This is a genomic window from Sheuella amnicola, from assembly GCF_010499255.1.
Taxonomy (GTDB): Bacteria; Pseudomonadota; Gammaproteobacteria; order Burkholderiales; family Burkholderiaceae_B; genus Zwartia; species Zwartia amnicola.
This window is the reverse complement of record NZ_JAAGRN010000002.1, coordinates 338,102-357,641: the sequence shown is the minus strand read 5'-3', so window position 1 is coordinate 357,641 and position 19,540 is coordinate 338,102. Positions and strand designations below refer to the sequence as shown.

At 44.6% G+C, this 19,540-nt stretch carries 21 protein-coding genes and 4 tRNA genes; 2 read left to right on the top strand and 23 right to left on the bottom strand.

The genetic code is table 11. From position 1 onward, the window contains the following. Positions 1 to 2: 2 nt before the first annotated feature. From rplK to mnmG, 18 genes are all read right to left on the bottom strand, one after another. Complete coding sequence (gene rplK / locus G3I67_RS04300) at positions 3 to 434, bottom strand: 50S ribosomal protein L11 (RefSeq protein ID WP_163651866.1); 432 nt, start codon at positions 432 to 434, stop codon at positions 3 to 5. 66 nt (positions 435 to 500) lie between these two features. Further along, complete coding sequence (nusG, locus tag G3I67_RS04295) at positions 501 to 1,034, bottom strand: transcription termination/antitermination protein NusG (RefSeq protein WP_163651864.1); 534 nt, start codon at positions 1,032 to 1,034, stop codon at positions 501 to 503. Between the two features lie 12 nt (positions 1,035 to 1,046). Continuing rightward, positions 1,047 to 1,430 carry a preprotein translocase subunit SecE gene (secE, locus tag G3I67_RS04290; RefSeq protein ID WP_163651862.1) on the bottom strand — a complete coding sequence of 128 codons (384 nt, stop codon included), beginning with the start codon at positions 1,428 to 1,430 and terminating at the stop codon, positions 1,047 to 1,049. 54 nt (positions 1,431 to 1,484) lie between these two features. Then, positions 1,485 to 1,560 (bottom strand) — tRNA-Trp (locus tag G3I67_RS04285). A gap of 60 nt (positions 1,561 to 1,620) precedes the next feature. Beyond that, on the bottom strand, positions 1,621 to 2,811 hold the full coding sequence (gene tuf / locus G3I67_RS04280; protein ID WP_163651860.1) for an elongation factor Tu: 1,191 nt from the start codon (positions 2,809 to 2,811) through the stop codon (positions 1,621 to 1,623). 53 nt (positions 2,812 to 2,864) lie between these two features. Next, positions 2,865 to 2,939: transfer RNA gene (locus tag G3I67_RS04275), tRNA-Thr, on the bottom strand. A gap of 76 nt (positions 2,940 to 3,015) precedes the next feature. Then, positions 3,016 to 3,089 (bottom strand) — tRNA-Gly (locus G3I67_RS04270). 57 nt (positions 3,090 to 3,146) lie between these two features. Then, a tRNA-Tyr gene (locus tag G3I67_RS04265) sits at positions 3,147 to 3,233 on the bottom strand. 63 nt (positions 3,234 to 3,296) lie between these two features. Further along, a complete protein-coding gene (gene rfbC, locus G3I67_RS04260) occupies positions 3,297 to 3,845 on the bottom strand; it encodes a dTDP-4-dehydrorhamnose 3,5-epimerase (protein ID WP_163651859.1) in 549 nt (182 codons plus the stop codon). Next, positions 3,842 to 4,732 (bottom strand): glucose-1-phosphate thymidylyltransferase RfbA, encoded by an 891-nt coding sequence (rfbA, locus tag G3I67_RS04255; RefSeq protein WP_163651856.1) that lies wholly within the window; start codon positions 4,730 to 4,732, stop codon positions 3,842 to 3,844. Before rfbA ends, rfbC begins: the two co-directional genes overlap by 4 nt. Before the next feature lie 79 nt (positions 4,733 to 4,811). Then, a complete protein-coding gene (locus G3I67_RS04250; RefSeq protein WP_163651854.1) occupies positions 4,812 to 5,804 on the bottom strand; it encodes a Bug family tripartite tricarboxylate transporter substrate binding protein in 993 nt (330 codons plus the stop codon). A 58-nt stretch (positions 5,805 to 5,862) separates the two neighbouring features. After that, a complete protein-coding gene (locus G3I67_RS04245) occupies positions 5,863 to 7,440 on the bottom strand; it encodes a rhodanese-like domain-containing protein (RefSeq protein WP_163651852.1) in 1,578 nt (525 codons plus the stop codon). Between the two features lie 33 nt (positions 7,441 to 7,473). Further along, positions 7,474 to 8,640 (bottom strand): cystathionine beta-lyase, encoded by a 1,167-nt coding sequence (metC, locus tag G3I67_RS04240; protein ID WP_163651850.1) that lies wholly within the window; start codon positions 8,638 to 8,640, stop codon positions 7,474 to 7,476. 3 nt (positions 8,641 to 8,643) lie between these two features. Further along, the gene (locus G3I67_RS04235) at positions 8,644 to 9,234 is read right to left on the bottom strand and encodes a cysteine dioxygenase family protein (protein ID WP_163651848.1); all 591 of its coding nucleotides are present in this window, start codon (positions 9,232 to 9,234) and stop codon (positions 8,644 to 8,646) included. 23 nt (positions 9,235 to 9,257) lie between these two features. Then, the gene (locus G3I67_RS04230) at positions 9,258 to 10,172 is read right to left on the bottom strand and encodes a ParB/RepB/Spo0J family partition protein (RefSeq protein ID WP_163651846.1); all 915 of its coding nucleotides are present in this window, start codon (positions 10,170 to 10,172) and stop codon (positions 9,258 to 9,260) included. 14 nt (positions 10,173 to 10,186) lie between these two features. Next, complete coding sequence (locus G3I67_RS04225) at positions 10,187 to 10,990, bottom strand: ParA family protein (protein WP_163651843.1); 804 nt, start codon at positions 10,988 to 10,990, stop codon at positions 10,187 to 10,189. Further along, positions 10,987 to 11,673 carry a 16S rRNA (guanine(527)-N(7))-methyltransferase RsmG gene (rsmG, locus tag G3I67_RS04220; protein ID WP_163651842.1) on the bottom strand — a complete coding sequence of 229 codons (687 nt, stop codon included), beginning with the start codon at positions 11,671 to 11,673 and terminating at the stop codon, positions 10,987 to 10,989. Before rsmG ends, G3I67_RS04225 begins: the two co-directional genes overlap by 4 nt. Then, on the bottom strand, positions 11,670 to 13,619 hold the full coding sequence (mnmG, locus tag G3I67_RS04215) for a tRNA uridine-5-carboxymethylaminomethyl(34) synthesis enzyme MnmG (protein WP_163651839.1): 1,950 nt from the start codon (positions 13,617 to 13,619) through the stop codon (positions 11,670 to 11,672). Before mnmG ends, rsmG begins: the two co-directional genes overlap by 4 nt. Before the next feature lie 216 nt (positions 13,620 to 13,835). On the opposite strand from mnmG, the gene G3I67_RS04210 reads away from it, so the two are divergent. Further along, entirely contained in the window at positions 13,836 to 15,005 is a 1,170-nt protein-coding gene (locus G3I67_RS04210) for a methionine aminotransferase (protein WP_163651837.1), read from the top strand. A gap of 465 nt (positions 15,006 to 15,470) precedes the next feature. On the opposite strand, the gene mnmE is transcribed toward G3I67_RS04210, so the two are convergent. From mnmE to G3I67_RS04190, 4 genes are all read right to left on the bottom strand, one after another. Continuing rightward, a complete protein-coding gene (gene mnmE, locus G3I67_RS04205; RefSeq protein WP_163651835.1) occupies positions 15,471 to 16,826 on the bottom strand; it encodes a tRNA uridine-5-carboxymethylaminomethyl(34) synthesis GTPase MnmE in 1,356 nt (451 codons plus the stop codon). A 2-nt stretch (positions 16,827 to 16,828) separates the two neighbouring features. Next, positions 16,829 to 18,556: a membrane protein insertase YidC gene (gene yidC, locus G3I67_RS04200; RefSeq protein WP_163651833.1), complete on the bottom strand. Its 1,728-nt coding sequence runs from the start codon at positions 18,554 to 18,556 to the stop codon at positions 16,829 to 16,831. Positions 18,557 to 18,623: 67 nt separating this feature from the next. Next, a complete protein-coding gene (gene yidD / locus G3I67_RS04195; RefSeq protein WP_163651831.1) occupies positions 18,624 to 18,902 on the bottom strand; it encodes a membrane protein insertion efficiency factor YidD in 279 nt (92 codons plus the stop codon). Further along, positions 18,899 to 19,330, bottom strand: a complete 432-nt coding sequence (locus tag G3I67_RS04190; RefSeq protein WP_163651829.1) for a ribonuclease P protein component — start codon at positions 19,328 to 19,330, stop codon at positions 18,899 to 18,901. The genes yidD and G3I67_RS04190 overlap by 4 nt, the downstream gene beginning before the upstream one ends. On the opposite strand from G3I67_RS04190, the gene G3I67_RS04185 reads away from it, so the two are divergent. After that, the gene (locus G3I67_RS04185; protein ID WP_163651452.1) at positions 19,296 to 19,433 is read left to right on the top strand and encodes a hypothetical protein; all 138 of its coding nucleotides are present in this window, start codon (positions 19,296 to 19,298) and stop codon (positions 19,431 to 19,433) included. The two genes, G3I67_RS04190 and G3I67_RS04185, sit on opposite strands and share 35 nt — an antisense overlap. On the opposite strand, the gene rpmH is transcribed toward G3I67_RS04185, so the two are convergent. After that, complete coding sequence (gene rpmH, locus G3I67_RS04180; protein WP_006578231.1) at positions 19,390 to 19,524, bottom strand: 50S ribosomal protein L34; 135 nt, start codon at positions 19,522 to 19,524, stop codon at positions 19,390 to 19,392. The genes G3I67_RS04185 and rpmH overlap by 44 nt on opposite strands. Positions 19,525 to 19,540: the final 16 nt, after the last annotated feature.

The window sequence follows — 19,540 nt, the reverse complement described above, 5'->3', positions numbered from 1 at the left end:
GATCAGAGCCCCTCTACCGTAATGCCCATGCTGCGTGCGCTACCGGCGATGGTGCGCACAGCTGCGTCCAAATCGGCTGCCGTCAGGTCAGGCGTTTTGGTTTTAGCGATTTCTTCTGCTTGTGCACGTGTCAACTTACCTACTTTGTCGGTATGAGGACGTGGCGAGCCTTTTTGAATGCCGGCTGCTTTCTTGATCAGAATCGACGCTGGAGGCGTCTTCATGATGAAAGTGAAGCTCTTGTCGGCAAATGCGGTAATCACTACGGGAATTGGCAGACCTGGCTCAAGACCCTGGGTCTTGGCGTTAAAGGCCTTACAGAATTCCATGATGTTCAAGCCGCGTTGACCCAATGCAGGGCCAATTGGTGGTGATGGGTTGGCTTTACCAGCTGGTACTTGCAGCTTGATGAAGCCGACGATTTTCTTCGCCATGCTTTACTCCTTACGGGTTCAAGCGCACATGTGGGTTAAACATATGCTCCCCGGGGTTAAAAAATATCAGGTCTTTTCGACCTGGCCAAAATCCAGTTCTACAGGTGTTGAGCGACCAAAAATCGCAACCGATACACGCACTTTGCTCTTTTCGTAGTTGACTTCTTCGACGTTGCCATTGAAGTCCGCAAAAGGACCTTCTTTGACTCGCACCATTTCGCCAACTTCGAACAAAATCTTTGGCCGCGGTTTCTCGACACCTTCTTCCATTTGCGACATGATTTTCGCCACTTCCTTTTCGGAAATGGGGGTGGGGCGGTTACCCGATCCACCAAGAAATCCAGTCACGCGTGGTGTATTTTTAATCACGTGCCAAGTCTCATCTGTCAGCTCCATTTCAACCAGTACATAACCTGGGAAAATACGCCGCTCAGAAATCGACTTTTGACCACCTTTCATTTCAATCACTTCTTCAGACGGCACTAAAACCTTACCGAAGTAGTTTTGCAATCCGGCGCGCTCGATTCTTTCGAGCATTGCCTTATGTACACTTTTTTCCATGCCGGAATAGACATGAACGACATACCAACGTTTACTCATGGATCGTCCTTGTTATTTCCAGCCTAGCAACACGCCAAACAGCATCCACTCGACAAGCTTGTCAAGCACCCAGAGAAACAATCCCATGATGGCTACAAATGCAAAAACAATCGCCGTCATTTGCACCGTTTCTTTACGGGTTGGCCAAGTAACACGCTTGACCTCGTTATATGACTCTTGCGCGAACGCAATCGTTCGACGACCGGGTTCGCTTGTCCACGCAATCAGCGCAGCTAAAACAATGCTACCGACAAAGATTGCAATGCGTGCAACCATTGGCAACTTCGGCTCAAGAACAGAAAAGCCAACAATACCCGCAATGATTACAAGCACCGACAGACCGAGCTTTAAGCGGTCTGTTGTTGTTGTGACTGTTTCGATCGTGTTGTTCGACATTTTTTAAGCAAGCCTGCAAAAGGCAGCACTCGCAATATTACTTTTGCAGTGTGGTGGCAGGGGCGGAGGGCCTCGAACCCCCGACCTTCGGTTTTGGAGACCGACGCTCTGCCAATTGAGCTACGCCCCTATACCTGCACTGCTAAAAAAGGCAGGAACCCTATTGGGTACCTGCCCGCACTAATGAAAATTACTTCAGAATTTTTGCAACCACGCCGGCGCCGACGGTACGACCACCTTCGCGGATAGCAAAACGCAGACCTTCTTCCATGGCGATCGGTGCCAACAGCTTGACGGTCATACCGACGTTATCGCCTGGCAGAACCATTTCTTTGTCTGCGGGCAATTCGATCGTACCGGTCACGTCAGTCGTACGGAAGTAGAACTGGGGACGATAGCCGTTGAAGAATGGCGTGTGACGACCACCTTCGTCTTTCGACAGAATGTACACCTCGGCGGTGAAGTCTGTGTGTGGCTTGATCGAACCTGGCTTGGCCAAAACCTGACCGCGCTCAACTTCTTCACGCTTGGTACCGCGCAACAGAATACCGACGTTATCGCCTGCCTGACCCTGGTCGAGCAACTTGCGGAACATTTCAACGCCCGTGCAAGTGGTCTTGACTGTGTCGTGGATACCGACGATTTCGATTTCTTCGCCGACCTTGATGATGCCGCGCTCGATACGACCGGTCACAACGGTGCCGCGACCCGAGATCGAGAACACGTCTTCAACAGGCATCAGGAACGTGCCGTCCACAGCGCGCTCAGGCGTGGGGATGTAGGTGTCCAGTGCTTCAGCCAGCTTCATGATGGCCTGCTCGCCCAGTTCGCCCTGGTCGCCTTCGAGTGCCAGCTTAGCCGAACCCTTCACGATCGGGGTGTCATCGCCGGGGAAGTCGTACTTCGAGAGCAGCTCGCGCACTTCCATTTCAACCAGCTCGAGCAGTTCTGCGTCATCAACCATGTCTGCCTTGTTCAGGAAGACGATGATGTAAGGAACGCCAACCTGACGCGACAACAGGATGTGCTCGCGGGTCTGGGGCATTGGGCCGTCAGCAGCCGACACCACCAGAATCGCGCCGTCCATCTGCGCAGCACCGGTAATCATGTTCTTGACGTAGTCGGCGTGGCCGGGGCAGTCAACGTGTGCGTAGTGACGGTTTTGTGTTTCGTACTCAACGTGAGCGGTGTTAATCGTAATACCGCGTGCACGCTCTTCAGGTGCTGCGTCGATCTGCGAATAGTCTTTCGCCTCGCCGCCGAATTTCTTCGACAGCACGGTGGTGATCGCTGCAGTCAATGTGGTTTTGCCATGGTCAACGTGGCCGATTGTGCCTACGTTAACGTGTGGTTTGGTACGTTCGAACTTGCCTTTTGCCATGGCTAACTCCCGACCTGAATTGAAGTTGTTGAAGTTAAATAAAACTTATCTTTTGGTGCCCATGACGCGGATCGAACGCGTGACCTCTCCCTTACCAAGGGAGTGCTCTACCACTGAGCCACATGGGCGCATTCGCCGGGCCTAGCCCCACGAACTACATAATCTGTAATACAAAAAACTAACTATCTGAACTGCATGACTTACTGGAGCGGGTGAAGGGAATCGAACCCTCGTCGTAAGCTTGGAAGGCTTCTGCTCTACCATTGAGCTACACCCGCTTTACTTTATCGAGCTTCCGATGGTTTCCCAACATTGCACGCTTGAATCCGGACTCTTGGTGGAGAAGGTTGGATTCGAACCAACGTAGGCGCAAGGCCAACAGATTTACAGTCTGCCCCCTTTAACCACTCGGGCACCTCTCCACAAGAGAACCATGGATTATGGGGGAACTTTTACGGGCTGTCAAGTCAATGCTGAAGTCTTGACTAAAAGGTGTCAGCTTCTGCCAATTTGGGGGCCTGGGCGTCTTTTATAGTAAGAACTGGATTTTTTCCCTCAAGCGGCCATCGGATACCAATGGCTGGATCATTCCAAAGCAAACCCCGCTCATGTTCTGCCGACCAGAAATTGCTTGTTTTATATAAAAACTCAGCCGTGTCCGTTAGCGTTAAGAATCCATGAGCAAAACCCGGTGGAATCCATAATTGTTTGGCATTTTCCGCGCTTAGAGTATGGGCATCCCACTGACCAAATGTAGGTGAAGATTTTCGCAAATCAACGATGACATCGAACACCTCGCCTTGTACAACACGCACCAACTTTCCCTGATCTTTCGGTGGCAATTGGTAATGGAGGCCCCGAAGAACATTTTTATAAGACTTCGAATGATTATCTTGAACAAATGAACAATCTACCCCGGTAGCCGCTGAAAATACCTTCTGATTAAAGCTTTCAAGAAAAAATCCTCTTTCATCCCGAAAAACTCTAGGCTCTAAAATCAGAACATCAGGAAATCGCGTTTGCGTTACTTTCAACGCATATCTCCTATCAATAAGCTAATCAGATATTTTCCGTATCCTGTCTTTAAGTATGGTTGCGCGATGATCTCAAGAGCATCCGCTGTAATCCATTTATTACGGAAAGCAATTTCTTCAGGACAGGCCACTTTCAGACCTTGCCTGTTTTCAATTGTTTGAATGAATTGTGCGGCTTCTATCAGCGAATCATGCGTTCCTGTATCCAGCCAGGCATAACCCCGGCCCATCATTTCGACGTTGAGCTGGCCTTTTGATAAATACGCTTGATTCACATCCGTAATTTCCAGCTCGCCTCGAGCTGAAGGTTTGATATTTTTTGCTATGTCTACAACCTGATTATCGTAAAAATAAAGCCCTGTTACGGCGTAACGACTTTTAGGTGCTTTTGGTTTTTCTTCAATCGATAAAGCCTTGCCTTTTTTATCAAACTCAACAACACCATAACGTTCAGGATCATTCACGTGGTAAGCAAAAACACTTGCTCCAAATGTTTGCGTGTCGGCGCGACTTAATAATGTTGTGAAATCGTGACCATAAAAAAGGTTATCACCCAAAATCAGTGCGCTGGGGTGGTTTCCCACATGTTGTTCGCCAAGAATAAACGCTTGGGCAAGGCCGTCAGGCGAGGGCTGAACGCAATAGGTTATGTTCATGCCCCACTGTGACCCGTCTTTCAATAAGTTTTCGAATCTTGGCGTATCTTGAGGTGTTGATATGATCAATACATCTTGAATGCCCGCCATCATCAAGCTTGTGAGCGGATAATAAATCATCGGCTTATCGTATATCGGTAGCAACTGCTTCGATATGGATAGTGTTGCCGGATACAACCTTGTTCCTGATCCGCCGGCTAAAACAATGCCCTTGCGGTTAGATTTCTTCATTTTTACCTTTGAGTAATTTCATTTTTATATTGCACACGACGTAGGGACAAGTTTAGTCTACCGGCTTACAAATAGAGAATTAATCTGCTCGTATTCCAGACTTCCTCACCACATCCTTCCATTCTGCTATTTCTTGCTCGACCTTTTTGACAAAGGCTTTCTGTTCACTCGCAACGACTTCCGATCCGCCTTGATTTATTTTTGCAATGACTGCGGGCGATCGCATGGCTTGTCTGATGGCTCTGGATAAATATTCGATGCGATCAGGTGGAGTCGCCTTTGGCGCGAACACACCATACCAGTCCACTACTTCCATGTTTTTAATGCCGAGACGCTCTAACGTCGGGACGCTTTTAAACACACCGATAAGATTTGCGTTGGTTGCGGCAATGACGCGCAACTTGCCCGATGAAACAAGGCCCTCGACAGAAGAAGGAGAGGTTACAACCATATCAACCTGACCACCAAGAAGATCAGTCACTGCTGGTCCGGCACCACGGTAAGGTACATGCGTCAATTTCACACCGGCATTGTTCGCCAAACGCATGGTTGTCAGATGCGACAAGGTACCGTTTCCGGGAGTGGCGAAATTTATTGATCCTGGTCGATTTTGAGCATCTTTCAAATAATCATTTAAATCACGATACGGACTTTGCTCACGCACAACGAAAACAACGGGGGCAGCCGTCAATTGACTAATGGGCTGAAAATCAACTGCCGGATCAAAGCCGGCATTCGAATACATTACCGGATTGACTGCGATGATGCTTGTTTGCGACATGACAAGCGTATATCCATCAGGCTTGGCACGCGCTGCTTGCGAAGTGCCTAAATTACCACCGGCTCCTCCTTTATTTTCAACCACAACCGGTTGCCCAATGATCGTCGCAAGCTCTGCAGCTAGCAGTCTCGAGACGCTATCGTTACCGCCACCTGGCGGAAACGGAGAAATAATCGTGATTGCCTGCGTCGGAAAGTCAGCTAACGGTTTGATATGTTGTGCAACACTTGCGGAACAAACACATGCAATCAAAAACAGCGGAACAATTTGTTTAATCCAAAATGCTTTCATCGCTTTCTCCACAAAAGCGTGCTGCAGTTAAGGGAATGCTCAATATGTAAGAGTCTTTTTAGTGGGGCAATCTAAAGCTATTTTTTTCTTGCTCATCGATCTGCGCAAGCAAATTCATTTCCCAAGCCAGATATTGCCTGGCTGCGGCTTTGTTACCATCATGCCGATCATGCACAAAAAATAAATAATCTACGCACTCATGATTGGCAGGGTTTTCGGGTGTGGCAACCACATTTAATCCTGAAGCCATCCATTGCGCCGGTGTATCCATATTGATCGTGATATCGCTCATCCCGTGATCATGCAAATCCAAGCAGGCGGCTTGGGCAATTGCCTCGTCATCGACAATCAAAATAATGGGTGTTGATTTATTGTCGGCAATATCATCAATCAATCGATTCCGAATCGACCAGCGCGCGCCATCAATATGACCCTCACGGTATTTCATGCTTGGCCTGAGATCAAACAGTTGTGCGCCAAGATTCACTGATGACTTCATTTTTTCGGAAGAGATTTTCTCGACTGAAACACCTTTATATTTTCGATGTGTATCAATCAGTTTGTCTGGTACGCCGAAAGCATCCTTCAATACTGCAACATCCCATCCCATCATCTCCAGCCAGGAAGCCATTGCTGGTGCTCGTACGCCTTCACTGTCGAACAATACAAGTCTTGCCCCTTTCACGCCGACGAACTGATCGGTCGCCTGGACCAATTGACCTCCCGGTGTGTTTTGCGCACCGGATAGACTTCCTTTCGAAAACTCCTCCGGCGTACGCACGTCACAAAGGAAGGTTGTTCTGTGTTCATCCTTAAGCCAAGCCGAAACCGTATCGTGATCCACGAATCGAATATTGTGTTTGCGCGCAAGCTCAAGCGCGCGAGTCTGTCGGTCAGCTATGCGATCAAGATTCAATTCGAGCGAATGTCTTTTCGACTTTCCGTGATCCAGTTTTAAGTCGGCAAGATACCAGCCCTGCGTGCCATTTTCGAGTGCCAGAACTTTATTTTTAATACCTAGATTAATAAGTGTTTGTGCACCGATAATGCTCCGAGTTCTGCCTGCGCAGTTGATCACGATCGTTGTGTTTTCGCTATTGATCAAGTCGTCTATGCGAAGCGGTAGTTCTCCGTTTGGACAGCAGGTTGCCGTTGGGATACTCATTTTCTTGAATTCGGTGAACGGTCGACCATCCAGAATGATCATATCCTCGCCTTGTTCGATCTTTTTATTTAAATCTTGCGCGGTAATGCGCGGGGTATTGAATGCATGCTCGGCTAGTTCACCAAACGTTTTGCTTGGCAAATTCACGCCGGCAAACAGTTCATATCCCGCCCGCTTCCAGCCTTGTACGCCACCATCAAGAATATGAATATTCTCGTATCCACATGCCCGCAAACGATGAGCGGCCAATTCCGCTAAATCAGTGCCGTCCTCATCGACAAGAACCATCCTCACATTCTTGCGTGGAGCCAGTCGAGCAACGTCAAACTCCAATTTGCTGTACGGTGCGGATACAACATAAAACAAATGCGCTTCGCCATATTGTCCATGCTCGCGCACATCCAACAGTGCGATTTCTTGTCCATCATGCAACCATTTTTTTAATTCGGTCGGGATTACTTTCTTGATCATATTTTTTTGCATGACTTACCTGACATATGGAATTTAAAGATGAAACTGCTTGAATGCCTGCTCCAAGTCTTTAATCAAATCGACCGGATCTTCCAGACCGATATGAAACCGGACAACCTGACCGCGCGATGTCCAATCCGTCAAGCTTCTGGCTGCGTTCATGTTGGCGGGTATCACCAGACTTTCGAATCCACCCCATGATGCTCCTAAACCGAAAAGAGTCAGTGCATCGATCATTTGTTCGATTTGCTTGATGGCATGAACAGGGTGAAACTCTACAGTTAACAGCCCATTTGTACCCTTGCAATCGCGTTGCCAAATCTCATGATTCTCGTCAGTCGACAGTGCAGGGCAAAATACATGACTAACTTCTTTTTGATTCTTAAGCCATTGCGCGACGATCAGCGCATTTTTTTCATGAGTTAACATTCGCACGGGTAACGTGCGGATTCCTCTTGAGACTAAATATGCATCATCGGCACCCACGGTTTGTCCGAAATTGATTGCCGCTTTTTGAAGAAGAGGCCACGCCTCTTTATTGGAAACTGCAACACCCATCATGACATCGGAGTGGCCACTTAAATATTTTGTCGCGGCAATAATTGATACATCTGCGCCTAATTCCAGTGGTCGATATAACCATCCGGAGCCCCAAGTATTGTCGGCAATCGTAACGCAGTGGTGTTGTCTGGCAATTGTTGAGACATCCTTCAAATCAAGCATGTCATAAGTCAATGAACCAGGACATTCAACATAAATAACTTTTGTATTTTTCTGAATTTTGCTTTTAAGATCCGACCCATCAGGCAAATAATACGTCACTTCAATGCCAAGTCGTTTCAACTGTTCAGAGCAAAATCTTCTTACCGGCTCATATGCCGCGTCTGTCATTAAAAGATGATCGCCTGGCGATAAAAATCCGAGCAGGGTGACGGCTATTGCAGCCTGTCCTGTTGGGAAGAGCGCGGCTCGAAACCCACCTTCAAGTTCAATGAGAATATCTTCAAGTGCATGCGTCGAGTCGGTCCCTCGAGCACCGTAGGATCGTAGCCGCTCTGTTTCTCTTTTTGCTCTTGTATCTCTCCAGGCTTCTACTGTCGGGAAAACATATGTACTAGCGCGTGTGGGTGGAACATTGACCCAACCCTCATGCGATCTGCCTGAGCGCATGAGGCGCGTTTTTTTGTCTGAATCCTTCATGGATCAACGGCGGGTTTGAACACCAATTGGCATGATGGCGCATGTTTCATTTTCAAGATCGAAACCTAATCTTTTATCCAAGGTTTCAAGTGCGCGGCCGTACATATGCAAATGTCTAATGACTTCATTGCCTTGTATCTGAACAGCATGGATATCGTCCGGCATTAGCGCGATCACATTGCCTGGATCAACAATGATCGTTTCAACCTGTTTAAGTTTACCTACGCCCGGTTGTGATCCATCATCCAGGCGTTCATACAAATAGTTGTGTTCTATACCTTCCACTGCGGCAATACATGCCCATGTCGTATGATTATGGGGGACAATTTTTTTTCCCGGTCGCATGACATTCAGATACAAGGCATACGATTTATCAGGTTCTTCGCTAATTAAATAGCGTGCTTGATTTTCTCCCTCCTCAGGTGCGGCATACCGATCTTCTGACCACCAATCCTTATGCGATGCTAGCGCTCTGACTTCTTCTTTGATCTCGTCCAACGCGGCTCTCGTCAATTCGCCTCGTTGCGCGATTTTTTTCATGTTGCCTAAATGAGCCTGGATTTCTTTTTGATGTGGATGTGCGCTAGTAGTCATATCTTCCTCGTAAGCATATTTGATTAATCCTGCGGGGATTGCAACTTCATTTTTTCAAGCAATGACGAAAAATGTTCCCATCCATGGAAGTCGATTAGTAATTGACCTTTATCTTTTGCACCAACTTTAAGTGCCACCTTGGTGCCTAATTGATCTGAAAGAGCCTCTTCCATTCTCGTCACATCTCTGTTGGCTGACGATTTTGTTTTGGATGTATTTCCGCTTTCCGATACGCTTTCCTTTTCTGCGCGTGAAACCATTTTTTCTGTTTCGCGTACGGAGAGCCTTTTTGCGATAATTAAATTAGCCATTTGAATTTGCGTTGCGGCATCTACCCCTAGCAGTGCTCGGGCATGTCCCATGTCGATATCACCTGCAAGCAACATGGTTTGAACAGGCGCTGCCAGATTCAATAGTCTTAATAAATTGCTTGTCGCCGACCTTGATCTTCCGATCGCGGTTGCGGCTTGCTCGTGCGTCAGATTGAATTCGTCGAGCAATCTTCTCACGCCATGCGCTTCTTCCAGTGGATTTAAATCTTCTCTTTGAATGTTTTCAATCAAAGCCATCGCCGCGGCATTTTCATCCGCGACTTCTTTTACCAGAACCGGGACTTCTGTAAGTCCGGCTAACTGTGCAGCACGAAATCTGCGTTCCCCGGCGATGATTTCATACAGTCCTTTGGCTTTATCAATTGGGCGAACCAGGATAGGCTGCATGATTCCCTGGCTTTTAATCGATTCTGCTAATTCCGCTAATGCACCTTCATCCATTCTTGTGCGTGGCTGATATTTTCCGGCTTGCATCTTGGATACCGGCAATACGCTTGGCATTTGCGTATCAATTTCTTTTTCTCCGAGTTTTCCTATCACCTGGGAGTCCGCACCAAGCAATGCTTCCAGACCTCTTCCTAAACCTTTAGGTTTTTTCGTTACCATTTTTTTCCTGATCTTTACATCGATGTAGAGCGTACGCGCTCAATAACTTCTTTTCCGAATGCGATATACGCTTGTGCTCCGCGCGATGACGGATCATAAGTTACGCCCGGTAATCCATGGCTTGGGGCCTCTGCCAATCTGACATTTCTGGGAACTACGGTTTTGAATACCTTATCTCCAAAATGTGCTTCCAATTGTGCTGATACTTGTTGCTGCAATGTCACTCGTGGATCAAACATTACTCGTAATAGCCCTATCAAACTTAATTCAGGATTGATATTCCTGTGCACTCTTTTAATCGTATTGACAAGGTCTGATAATCCTTCCAATGCGAAATACTCACACTGCATCGGAATAATGACCCCATGTGCTGCTGCTAATCCATTTAACGTAAGTAATGATAGTGTTGGCGGGCAATCTATTAATACGAAATCATATTTATCTTCTACAAGCTTTATCGCTTGTTTAAGTTGCGATTCCCTTTCCTCCATTCCAACCAGATCGATTTCCGCTCCTGACAATTCTCTATTTGCAGGAAGCACATCGTATCCCCCATTTTCCGAATGGACTCGTGCTTGTTCAATATTTGCTTGTCCAATCAGAACATCATAAAGATTATGTTCAAGCGTACTTTTATCTATGCCGCTACCCATGGTTGCATTGCCTTGCGGATCAAGATCGATTAGCAATACTCTTTGACCATGTTTAGCTAAACCTGCTGATAAATTTATTGCTGTAGTTGTCTTTCCTACGCCACCTTTCTGATTTGCTATACAAAACACTCGGGCTGTCAGTTTTGCCGTATTGGCTGTGTTCATTCGTTTTCCTTTCTTCGCATCCAAACCAAACAACGTTCGGCTTGTAGCTCCGGAACTTGCAATGGTTCTATTTTTTCGATTATCCATTCCCCTTTATTTACGAGTTTATCGATTTCTTCTTTTGGGGTCTTTCCTTTCATTCCGACTAGGATTCCTTTTTCTGAAACATGTTTGCCGGCAAGTTTTGCAAAATCTTCGAGTGAGGCAAATGCTCGGGATATCACAAGGTCTGCTTCTATTGAATCCAAGTTTTCTATTCGCGAGTGTATCGCTTTCAAATTCGCTATTTTCAATACCGACGCTACTTGTTTGATGAAACTTGTCTTTTTTTCTACTGTGTCTATACATGTAACTTTTGTTTGCTGGCATGCGATTGCAAGGACGGCCCCTGGTAACCCTGCGCCTGAACCAACGTCTAATATCTCTGGTGTCGTGATTAAATGTTTATCGAAATACAGTTTTAAAGACGGGATGATTGAAAGGCTATCAAAAATATGTTGAATCAATCCTTGCTCGGGATTTCTTATTGCGGTGAGGTTGTAGGTTTTATTCCACTTTAAAAGGTTTTCCAGATATTCAAGCAACCGTGTCTTTTGCTCAATCGATAGATTTATTGCCAATTGATTGCAAGCAATGCTTAGTCTTTTTGCAAATTCTTCTTTCTCTTCTTTAGAAAAATTCATAATGATATCTTCTCAATATCATTTTTTTTATTTTTATCATTATTTTTATTATCACCGTAATAATGTCGTTTTAAATGAATTAACAACAAAGATATTGCGGCTGGTGTTACTCCTGAAATTCTAGATGCCTGACCAACAGTTTCGGGTCGATGTTGTTTTAGTTTTTGTCTAACCTCAAACGATAAACTTGTGACTTGATCAAAGTGGATTTCCGATGGAATTATCTGTTGCTCATAAGTCTGCTGTTTGATGACTTCATCTCTTTGTCTTGCAATATAGCCTTCATATTTGACTTGTACTTCAACCTGGTCCGCATTTTCACCTGGTGGTAAACCACGATCCATTGCTATACCTTCTTCATATTGCATCGCCATCAAAGATTGATATGTCACATTTGGACGTCTTAACAAATCTGCTAAAAGATATTCTCTTTCAATTTCTTTACCAAGAACCGCGATCATTTGTTCGGCCGCCAGCATTCGTGGATTAACCCAAGTAGATTGAAGACGCGAAATTTCTTTTTCAACAATATCTCTTTTACGATTAAATGCATCCCATCTGAAATCGTCGACAAGGCCTAGTTTGCGACCAATTTCCGTTAGTCGCCAATCTGCATTATCTTCTCTTAAACTCAAACGATATTCGGCACGAGATGTAAACATACGATAGGGTTCGGTGACACCCTTTGTGACGAGATCATCAACCAACACCCCCAAGTAAGCTTGATCTCGCCTCAAAACGAATGCATCTTCTTCTCTCGAATATCTAGCTGCATTTATGCCTGCCATTAACCCCTGAGCTGCAGCTTCTTCATAGCCTGTTGTTCCATTTATTTGACCGGCAAAAAATAATCCTTTTAATCCTTTTGTTTCGAGAGATGCCTTTAATTCTCTTGGGTCAAAATAATCATATTCAATCGCATAACCAGGTCTGACAATATGTGCATTTTCCAATCCTGGTAATGAATGAATTAGCTCTAACTGAACGTCATAAGGTAGGCTTGTAGAAACACCATTAGGATATATTTCATGAGTATCCAACCCTTCCGGCTCAAGAAATACCTGATGTGAATCCTTTCCTGCAAAGCGATGTACTTTATCTTCTATTGAAGGGCAATATCTTGGGCCAATACCTTCAATAACACCGCTATACATTGGTGATCTGTCCAAACCAGCTCGAATAATGTCATGAGTTCTTGTATTGGTATGAGTAATCCAGCAAGGCACTTGTCTTGGATGCATATCGACTGATCCAAGATATGAAAAAACTGGTATGGGATCCAAATCCCCAGGCTGCTCTTCTAAAACAGAATAATTAATGCTTCTGCCATCAATACGTGGGGGAGTTCCTGTTTTTAGTCTCCCTTGAGGTAGTTTCATTTCACGCAATCTATTGCCAAGCGTTGTGGCAGGTGGATCCCCAGCCCGTCCGGCTGTATAGTTTTGTAATCCTATGTGAACTAAACCATTTAAAAAGGTGCCTGCTGTTAATACAACTGATTTTGCATTAAATTTCAAACCAATTTGTGTAACCGCTCCTACAACCTTATCGCCTTCTAAAATCAAATCATCTACGGCTTGTTGAAATATCAAAAGATTTTTTTGATTTTCCAGTCTTGTTCTAATTGCCTTTCGATATAACACACGGTCAGCTTGCGCTCTTGTTGCTCGAACTGCCGGTCCTTTAGAACTATTTAATGTTCTAAATTGAATTCCAGCCTCGTCAGTAGCAATGGCCATTGCTCCACCAAGTGCATCCACTTCTTTTACAAGATGTCCTTTTCCAATCCCACCAATTGATGGGTTACAGGACATTTGCCCAAGAGTTTCTATATTGTGAGTTAATAACAAAGTTTTTGCGCCACTACGAGCTGAAGCAAGTGCTGCTTCTGTCCCAGCATGACCGCCACCAATCACAATTACATCGAATAAAGTAGGGTGATTCATGAAAAATCTAATTAGTCCACCACAGTAGGGAGGCGAATTATAAACGGGATATTTTTTATCATTATATGTTTCACGTGAAACGTATGATGTTTTTATCCATCTAAATTAAAAATCATTTGTTCCACGTGAAACAAAATAATTGTGGATAACTAAGTTAATAACTTTGTATATCATGTGTAAAAGCTGTGGAAATCTCAAATATTAAAAAGTTTATATATGAAAATTAATTCGAAACTTCCTGAGATAGGAACAAACATATTTACCGTAATGAGCAAGTTGGCTGTCGATTACAAGGCAATCAATCTTGGACAGGGATTTCCTGATTTCAACACTGATGAGCGATTGCAAGCTTTAGTCACTAAAGCAATGGCCGATGGTTTTAATCAATATCCCTTCATGACGGGTGTACAAGGTTTACGTGAAGTTATTAGTGAAAAAGTTAAAACTATTTATGGCCATCAATATGATATCGATACTGAGATTACGATAACCTCTGGTGCAACAGAAGCGATCATGTCAATTATGCTAGCTTCCGTAGGAACAGGGGATGAGGTCATTGTTCTTGAGCCATCATACGATTGTTATTTACCGGCAATTAAACTTTCAGGTGCTTCAACTGTTTCCGTACCAATGGATCCTCCTACAGAGCTACGAAAAACCTTTCAAGTTGACTGGGATCGCGTCAGAGCAAACATCACTTCGAAAACTAAAATGTTGATTGTGAACTTTCCACACAATCCTACTGGTGCAGTTATTCATGAGCATGATTTAGATGAACTTGAAAAAATTGTTCAAAATACAAACATTTTGATATTGTCTGACGAAGTCTACGAGCACATTATTTTCGATGGGGTCAAGCACCTAAGTTTGGCTACCAGGCCCTCACTAGTTGAAAGAACTTTTGTTGTTTCATCTTTTGGAAAAACAACACACACAACAGGATGGAAAGTTGGGTATGTTTGTGCTCCAAAAGAAATGACATCTGAATTAAGAAAAGTACATCAATTTGTTGTATTTACTGTTCCGTCCAATTTACAACATGCACTTGCAGCATATACAAAGGATGCATCTACCTATTTGAATCTTCCGGCGTTCTATCAGAAAAAAAGAGACCAATTGACAGCAGGGCTACAAGAAACTCGATTTAAGGTACTACCCAGCCCGGGAACATTTTTTTTGTTAGCCGATTACAGTGAAATTGCGAAAATATCCGAGGCAGATTTTGCAATTTGGCTGACAAAAGAATACGGAGTAACCGTGATACCGGTTTCTGCGTTTTATAAAGATTCAAACGCAGAGGCTTCAAACCACAATCTTGTGCGATTTTGTTTTGCAAAGAAAGAAGAAACCCTAGCAAATGCAATTGAAAAATTAAAGAAAGTTTAAAAGTTAATGTCATTACGCAAGATCAAACAACGCAGTAATTTTGTGAAATTATTTTCAAGATGAATACCGAAAATCAATTTAAACACACGTCGTTATGAAAAAAACAGAGTTTGTTTGATCTTAAAATTTTGTTGAATGAGGTCAGTTGTATTTAGTTATTTATCTTTTATATATATAAAAACTAATGGATAAGATGCTTTGTGGATAAGTGGAACATCTATATAAATACTATATAAATCATATAGTTACGCGTTTTTTTTGTAGTGTATAACTTGTGTGCGCAATTGGGGATGAACTTGAATAAGTTTTTATGGCTTTAAAAATATCGAACTTGTTGAACAACTCTTCACAAGTTGTACACAACTACAACCGCCTTGTTATCCACACAAAGAAAAAGACAAAAAAATTGTAACAGCAGCAATAAAACAACAGAAAAAAGTGAAAGGTAGTCTCGAACGAGTCTAATTATTTACCGATACAGAACCGGGAAAATATTTCGCCCAGTAAATCATCAGGAGTCATTCTTCCGGTGATATTGCCTAATGCATCATGGGCAAGTCTTAGTTCTTCAGCAAATAAGTCCAATACACGATCACTTTCTGCAGCATGTTCGTGAGCCAAAGAAAGATGCATGCGTGCTTGTTCAAGCGCATCAACATGTCTTTGTCTAGCAAGCCAAGGTGATTCTTGCCCAGGATTCCATCCTGCTATTTCAAGAAGCTTTTTTTTCAAGTGATTCAAACCGAGGCCAGTTCGAGCAGATATGCCTATTGCTTCTTTAGGCAGGGTTGCTGTTTTATCTAGAAGATCAATTTTATTCATCACTGACAAAACGATACTTTGACGACTTCGAGTCGAATCAATCTTATCGTCTAGATGACTAGTAGGTTTTGTAGCATCCATTAAGTGAAGGATCACGTCAGCTTTCTTGATTTCGTTCCAGCTTCTGCTGATTCCAATGGATTCGATTAAATCGCTTGTATCTCGCAATCCTGCAGTATCGATGATGGTGATGGGGACACCTTCGATATGAATGATCTGAGTCACTTTGTCGCGAGTTGTGCCGGCAATATCGGTAACGATTGCAAGATCTTCCCCTGCCAAGGCATTAAGTAAACTTGATTTACCAACATTTGGTTCACCGGCAAGTACAACATGTAATCCTTCTCGTAAAACGAGCCCTTGCCTGGACTGAGCAATGATTTGATCAAGATCCAGACGGATTGAATTTAGTTTAGAACGAGCTTGGTATTTTTCAAGGAATTCGATTTCTTCTTCCGGGAAATCAAGAGTTGCCTCAACCAGTAGCCTTAATTGCACGATGGATGTGGCTAACAGATTAATTCGTTCTGAAAAAATACCTGACAATGAAGAAGCTGCTGCGCGAGCCGCCGCTTCGGAAGTTGCATCAATCAGATCTGCCACGGCCTCGGCTTGGGCAAGATCGATCTTGTTATTCAAGAATGCGCGTTGAGTAAATTCCCCCGGATCGGCAAGACGCAAGTCAAATTCAGTACCAACGGCTAAACATCTACGAAGTAATTGCTGCATGACTGCCGGGCCGCCATGTCCTTGTAATTCAAGAATGTCTTCACCGGTGTATGAATTTGGGTTCTGAAAATAAAGCGCAATGCCATGATCAATCGCTACTGCATTTTCATCGTGAAAGGGCAGATAGTGAGCATGGCGGGGCGTTAAATTTTTTCCCAGCAACTTAAAAATAAAAGGCCCCAGATGGGGGCCAGATACTCTTACTACGCCGATACCGCCCCGACCCGGGGCGGTGGCAATGGCAACGATGGGTTGACTGTTTAAAAGCATTATCAACGATGTGCAATTGCAGCTTGTTTTTCGATTGATTTGGTGATGTACCACTGTTGCGCAATAGACAAAATGTTATTAACACACCAGTACAAAACAAGTCCTGCGGGGAAGAAGAACATCATTCCACCAAATACAAGAGGCATGAACATCATGACTTTTGCTTGCATAGGATCCGGAGGCGTCGGGTTCAGTTTCATTTGCAGAAACATCGTAGCCATCATGATGGCAGGCAAAATGAAATAGGGGTCACGCAGGGATAAATCATGAACCCAAAGAATCCATGGAGCCCCACGTAGTTCAACGCTGGAACCAAGAACATAATAGAGTGAAATAAAGACTGGAATCTGAATGACGATTGGTAAGCAACCCCCTAAAGGATTAATTTTTTCAGTCCGATACATCTCCATCATGGCAGCATTTAATTTTTGCCGATCGTCACCAAACTTTTCTTTTAATGCTTGTAGACGTGGCGAAACTTGCTTCATTTTCGCCATTGATCGATAACTTGCGGCAGATAGAGGATAAAAAGCGGCCTTGATTAAAAAGGTCAAAGCAACAATGGTCCAACCCCAGTTACCTAGAATTGTGAACAACCAGGTCATTAGAGAAAAAACCGGTTTGGCAATAATGGTCAATAAACCGTAGTCGATCACAAGATCCAAGCCAGGTGCGACTTTTTCGAGTTCGGATTGATCTTGAGGACCAACCCACAACTTAGCCTTAATTGTTGCAGAGGAGTTTGGATTGATTGTTCCGACAGACTCCATGCTACGAATTGCATAAAGATTTTTTTTCTGTGGTTCTTTAATCTCGGTAATTTCGTAACGGCGATTCGTACCTTCGTTAGGAATCCATGCTGTAACAAAGTAGTGCTGAACTAAAGCAAACCAGCCATTATCAGCTTGTTTGGCATAAGAGGCTTTGTTTTTTTCGATTTCCTGGAAGGTAATTTTCTGGAATTTATCTTTATCCGAATAAACGGCCAGGCCCATGAAGTTGGCAGGGCCACTTAAAAAACTTGGCGCCGAGCTTTGATTCGGATCAACGCCATCATGAGTAATTTGTAGATAAAGAGATGGTGTAACTGGAGCAGACGTCGTATTTTCAATTTGGTGATCTACATTGATCACATATTGACCACGTTTGAGCGTATATGTTTTCGTAACTTTTACGCCACCGGACTCTGATGCGAACTTAACAACCAAGGTATCGCCCGAAAGTTCCTTTGCATCGCTGATCATCGTAAAAGGACTAAGATGATTAGGGTAAATTAGGCCGGCCGGGGCATCGTATACGCCTGACTGCACTACGTAGTAGTGACCGTTTGTGTTGTCGAGCAAAACAGTTGGCTTCGAATTGTCATCAGATGCCGGAAATGCGAGCAAATCGGAACGAACAAGTTGTGCGCCCTGAAGATCAAAAGTAAGTTTAAGGACGTCGGTTGTAACAACTACTGTTTGTGATCCGGACGAAAGAGCAGCAGGTGGGGTTGTTGCGTTTGCAACTGCAGCTGAGCCCGAACCGGCAACAGCTGCTGATCCAACAGGTGCGGAAGGTACGCCGGCAGAAGGAGTCGCCCCGTTGGCATCACCTTTGCCGGTATCCTTATTCGTTACGGGAGCGGGTGCAAAAAGAGGTGCATTGCCGTGATGGATTTGCCAGTTGTTCCACAACATCAGTAGGGAAAACGAAAAAACCATTAGTAATACGGTGCGTCGGATGTCCATTCTTGCCTAATAAAAAAAAAGCGAAACAGAAAACTAGAGAGATAACGTGAAGCAACGCAGTTTAGCGTTAATCGGCATGACAGCGGGAAGATAAACCTTTGTGTTGAGTGTGGGGACAGTTTTTTTCCGGAACTGGATCATGTCCGCCTTCACACCAAGGATTACATCGACCAATTCGACTCAAAGCCAATGAAAGACCTTTTAAAACGCCCCACGTTTCAATTGCCTCAATAGCATAAGAGGAACATGTTGGCGTAAAACGGCATGATTGCCCCATCCATGGACTAAGAAAGAATTTATATGCCCGAATTGGGGCAATCAACAAAAGTTTGAAGAAATTGCTCATTTTCTTCGGGCCTTTAAAAAATGGGCATCAACCTCTTGGCGGGCAGCGTATTTAAGCTCGGAAAGAGTCATGTCATGGATTTTCATGTTTAGGCGAACAACGAAGTCTGCAACAGGCAAATCGTGGCGTTGTGCCCGAAAAGATTCACGCACCACTCTTTTGAGGGCATTTCGGGTGGAGGCATGAACGGCAAACCGCTTAGCCATAATCAACCCGAGACGAGCTATTTTAGGGACGACGAGAGTCGATTTGTTTAAGTCGACAGAGGTCGTCTTTGGAAGATCATAACTATTCGATGCGAGGACCGAATGGAATTTGGCCGTTACGATGAAAAAAGCCCCACGGGCAATGCGCTTACCTGCTAGGGCAGCAGCAAATTCTGTGGGGCGGTGCATGCGCGCCGCCGCAGGAAACGTGGCGCGTGACATGACTGTACTAAGAATGCAGGATGAAAAAATACCTGCAAGCGCGATTAGACGCGAGAAACTTAGACGGCCAGACGCTTGCGACCCTTGGCGCGGCGAGCATTGATCACGGCGCGGCCACCACGGGTTTTCATACGGACGCGGAAACCGTGTGTGCGTTTACGACGGGTAACGGAAGGCTGGTATGTACGTTTCATGATGAATGGCCCAACA

Coding starts and splice junctions, on each gene's coding strand:
- rplK (WP_163651866.1), bottom strand. CDS start 434: ATGGCGAAGAAAATCGTCGGCTTCATCAAGCTGCAAGTACCAGCTGGT.
- nusG (WP_163651864.1), bottom strand. CDS start 1,034: ATGAGTAAACGTTGGTATGTCGTTCATGTCTATTCCGGCATGGAAAAA.
- secE (WP_163651862.1), bottom strand. CDS start 1,430: ATGTCGAACAACACGATCGAAACAGTCACAACAACAACAGACCGCTTA.
- tuf (WP_163651860.1), bottom strand. CDS start 2,811: ATGGCAAAAGGCAAGTTCGAACGTACCAAACCACACGTTAACGTAGGC.
- rfbA (WP_163651856.1), bottom strand. CDS start 4,732: ATGAAGAAATCTAACCGCAAGGGCATTGTTTTAGCCGGCGGATCAGGA.
- G3I67_RS04250 (WP_163651854.1), bottom strand. CDS start 5,804: ATGAAAGCATTTTGGATTAAACAAATTGTTCCGCTGTTTTTGATTGCA.
- G3I67_RS04245 (WP_163651852.1), bottom strand. CDS start 7,440: ATGATCAAGAAAGTAATCCCGACCGAATTAAAAAAATGGTTGCATGAT.
- metC (WP_163651850.1), bottom strand. CDS start 8,640: ATGAAGGATTCAGACAAAAAAACGCGCCTCATGCGCTCAGGCAGATCG.
- G3I67_RS04235 (WP_163651848.1), bottom strand. CDS start 9,234: ATGACTACTAGCGCACATCCACATCAAAAAGAAATCCAGGCTCATTTA.
- G3I67_RS04230 (WP_163651846.1), bottom strand. CDS start 10,172: ATGGTAACGAAAAAACCTAAAGGTTTAGGAAGAGGTCTGGAAGCATTG.
- G3I67_RS04225 (WP_163651843.1), bottom strand. CDS start 10,990: ATGAACACAGCCAATACGGCAAAACTGACAGCCCGAGTGTTTTGTATA.
- rsmG (WP_163651842.1), bottom strand. CDS start 11,673: ATGAATTTTTCTAAAGAAGAGAAAGAAGAATTTGCAAAAAGACTAAGC.
- mnmG (WP_163651839.1), bottom strand. CDS start 13,619: ATGAATCACCCTACTTTATTCGATGTAATTGTGATTGGTGGCGGTCAT.
- G3I67_RS04210 (WP_163651837.1), top strand. CDS start 13,836: ATGAAAATTAATTCGAAACTTCCTGAGATAGGAACAAACATATTTACC.
- mnmE (WP_163651835.1), bottom strand. CDS start 16,826: ATGCTTTTAAACAGTCAACCCATCGTTGCCATTGCCACCGCCCCGGGT.
- yidC (WP_163651833.1), bottom strand. CDS start 18,556: ATGGACATCCGACGCACCGTATTACTAATGGTTTTTTCGTTTTCCCTA.
- yidD (WP_163651831.1), bottom strand. CDS start 18,902: ATGAGCAATTTCTTCAAACTTTTGTTGATTGCCCCAATTCGGGCATAT.
- G3I67_RS04185 (WP_163651452.1), top strand. CDS start 19,296: ATGCGCGCCGCCGCAGGAAACGTGGCGCGTGACATGACTGTACTAAGA.
- G3I67_RS04190 (WP_163651829.1), bottom strand. CDS start 19,330: ATGTCACGCGCCACGTTTCCTGCGGCGGCGCGCATGCACCGCCCCACA.
- rpmH (WP_006578231.1), bottom strand. CDS start 19,524: ATGAAACGTACATACCAGCCTTCCGTTACCCGTCGTAAACGCACACAC.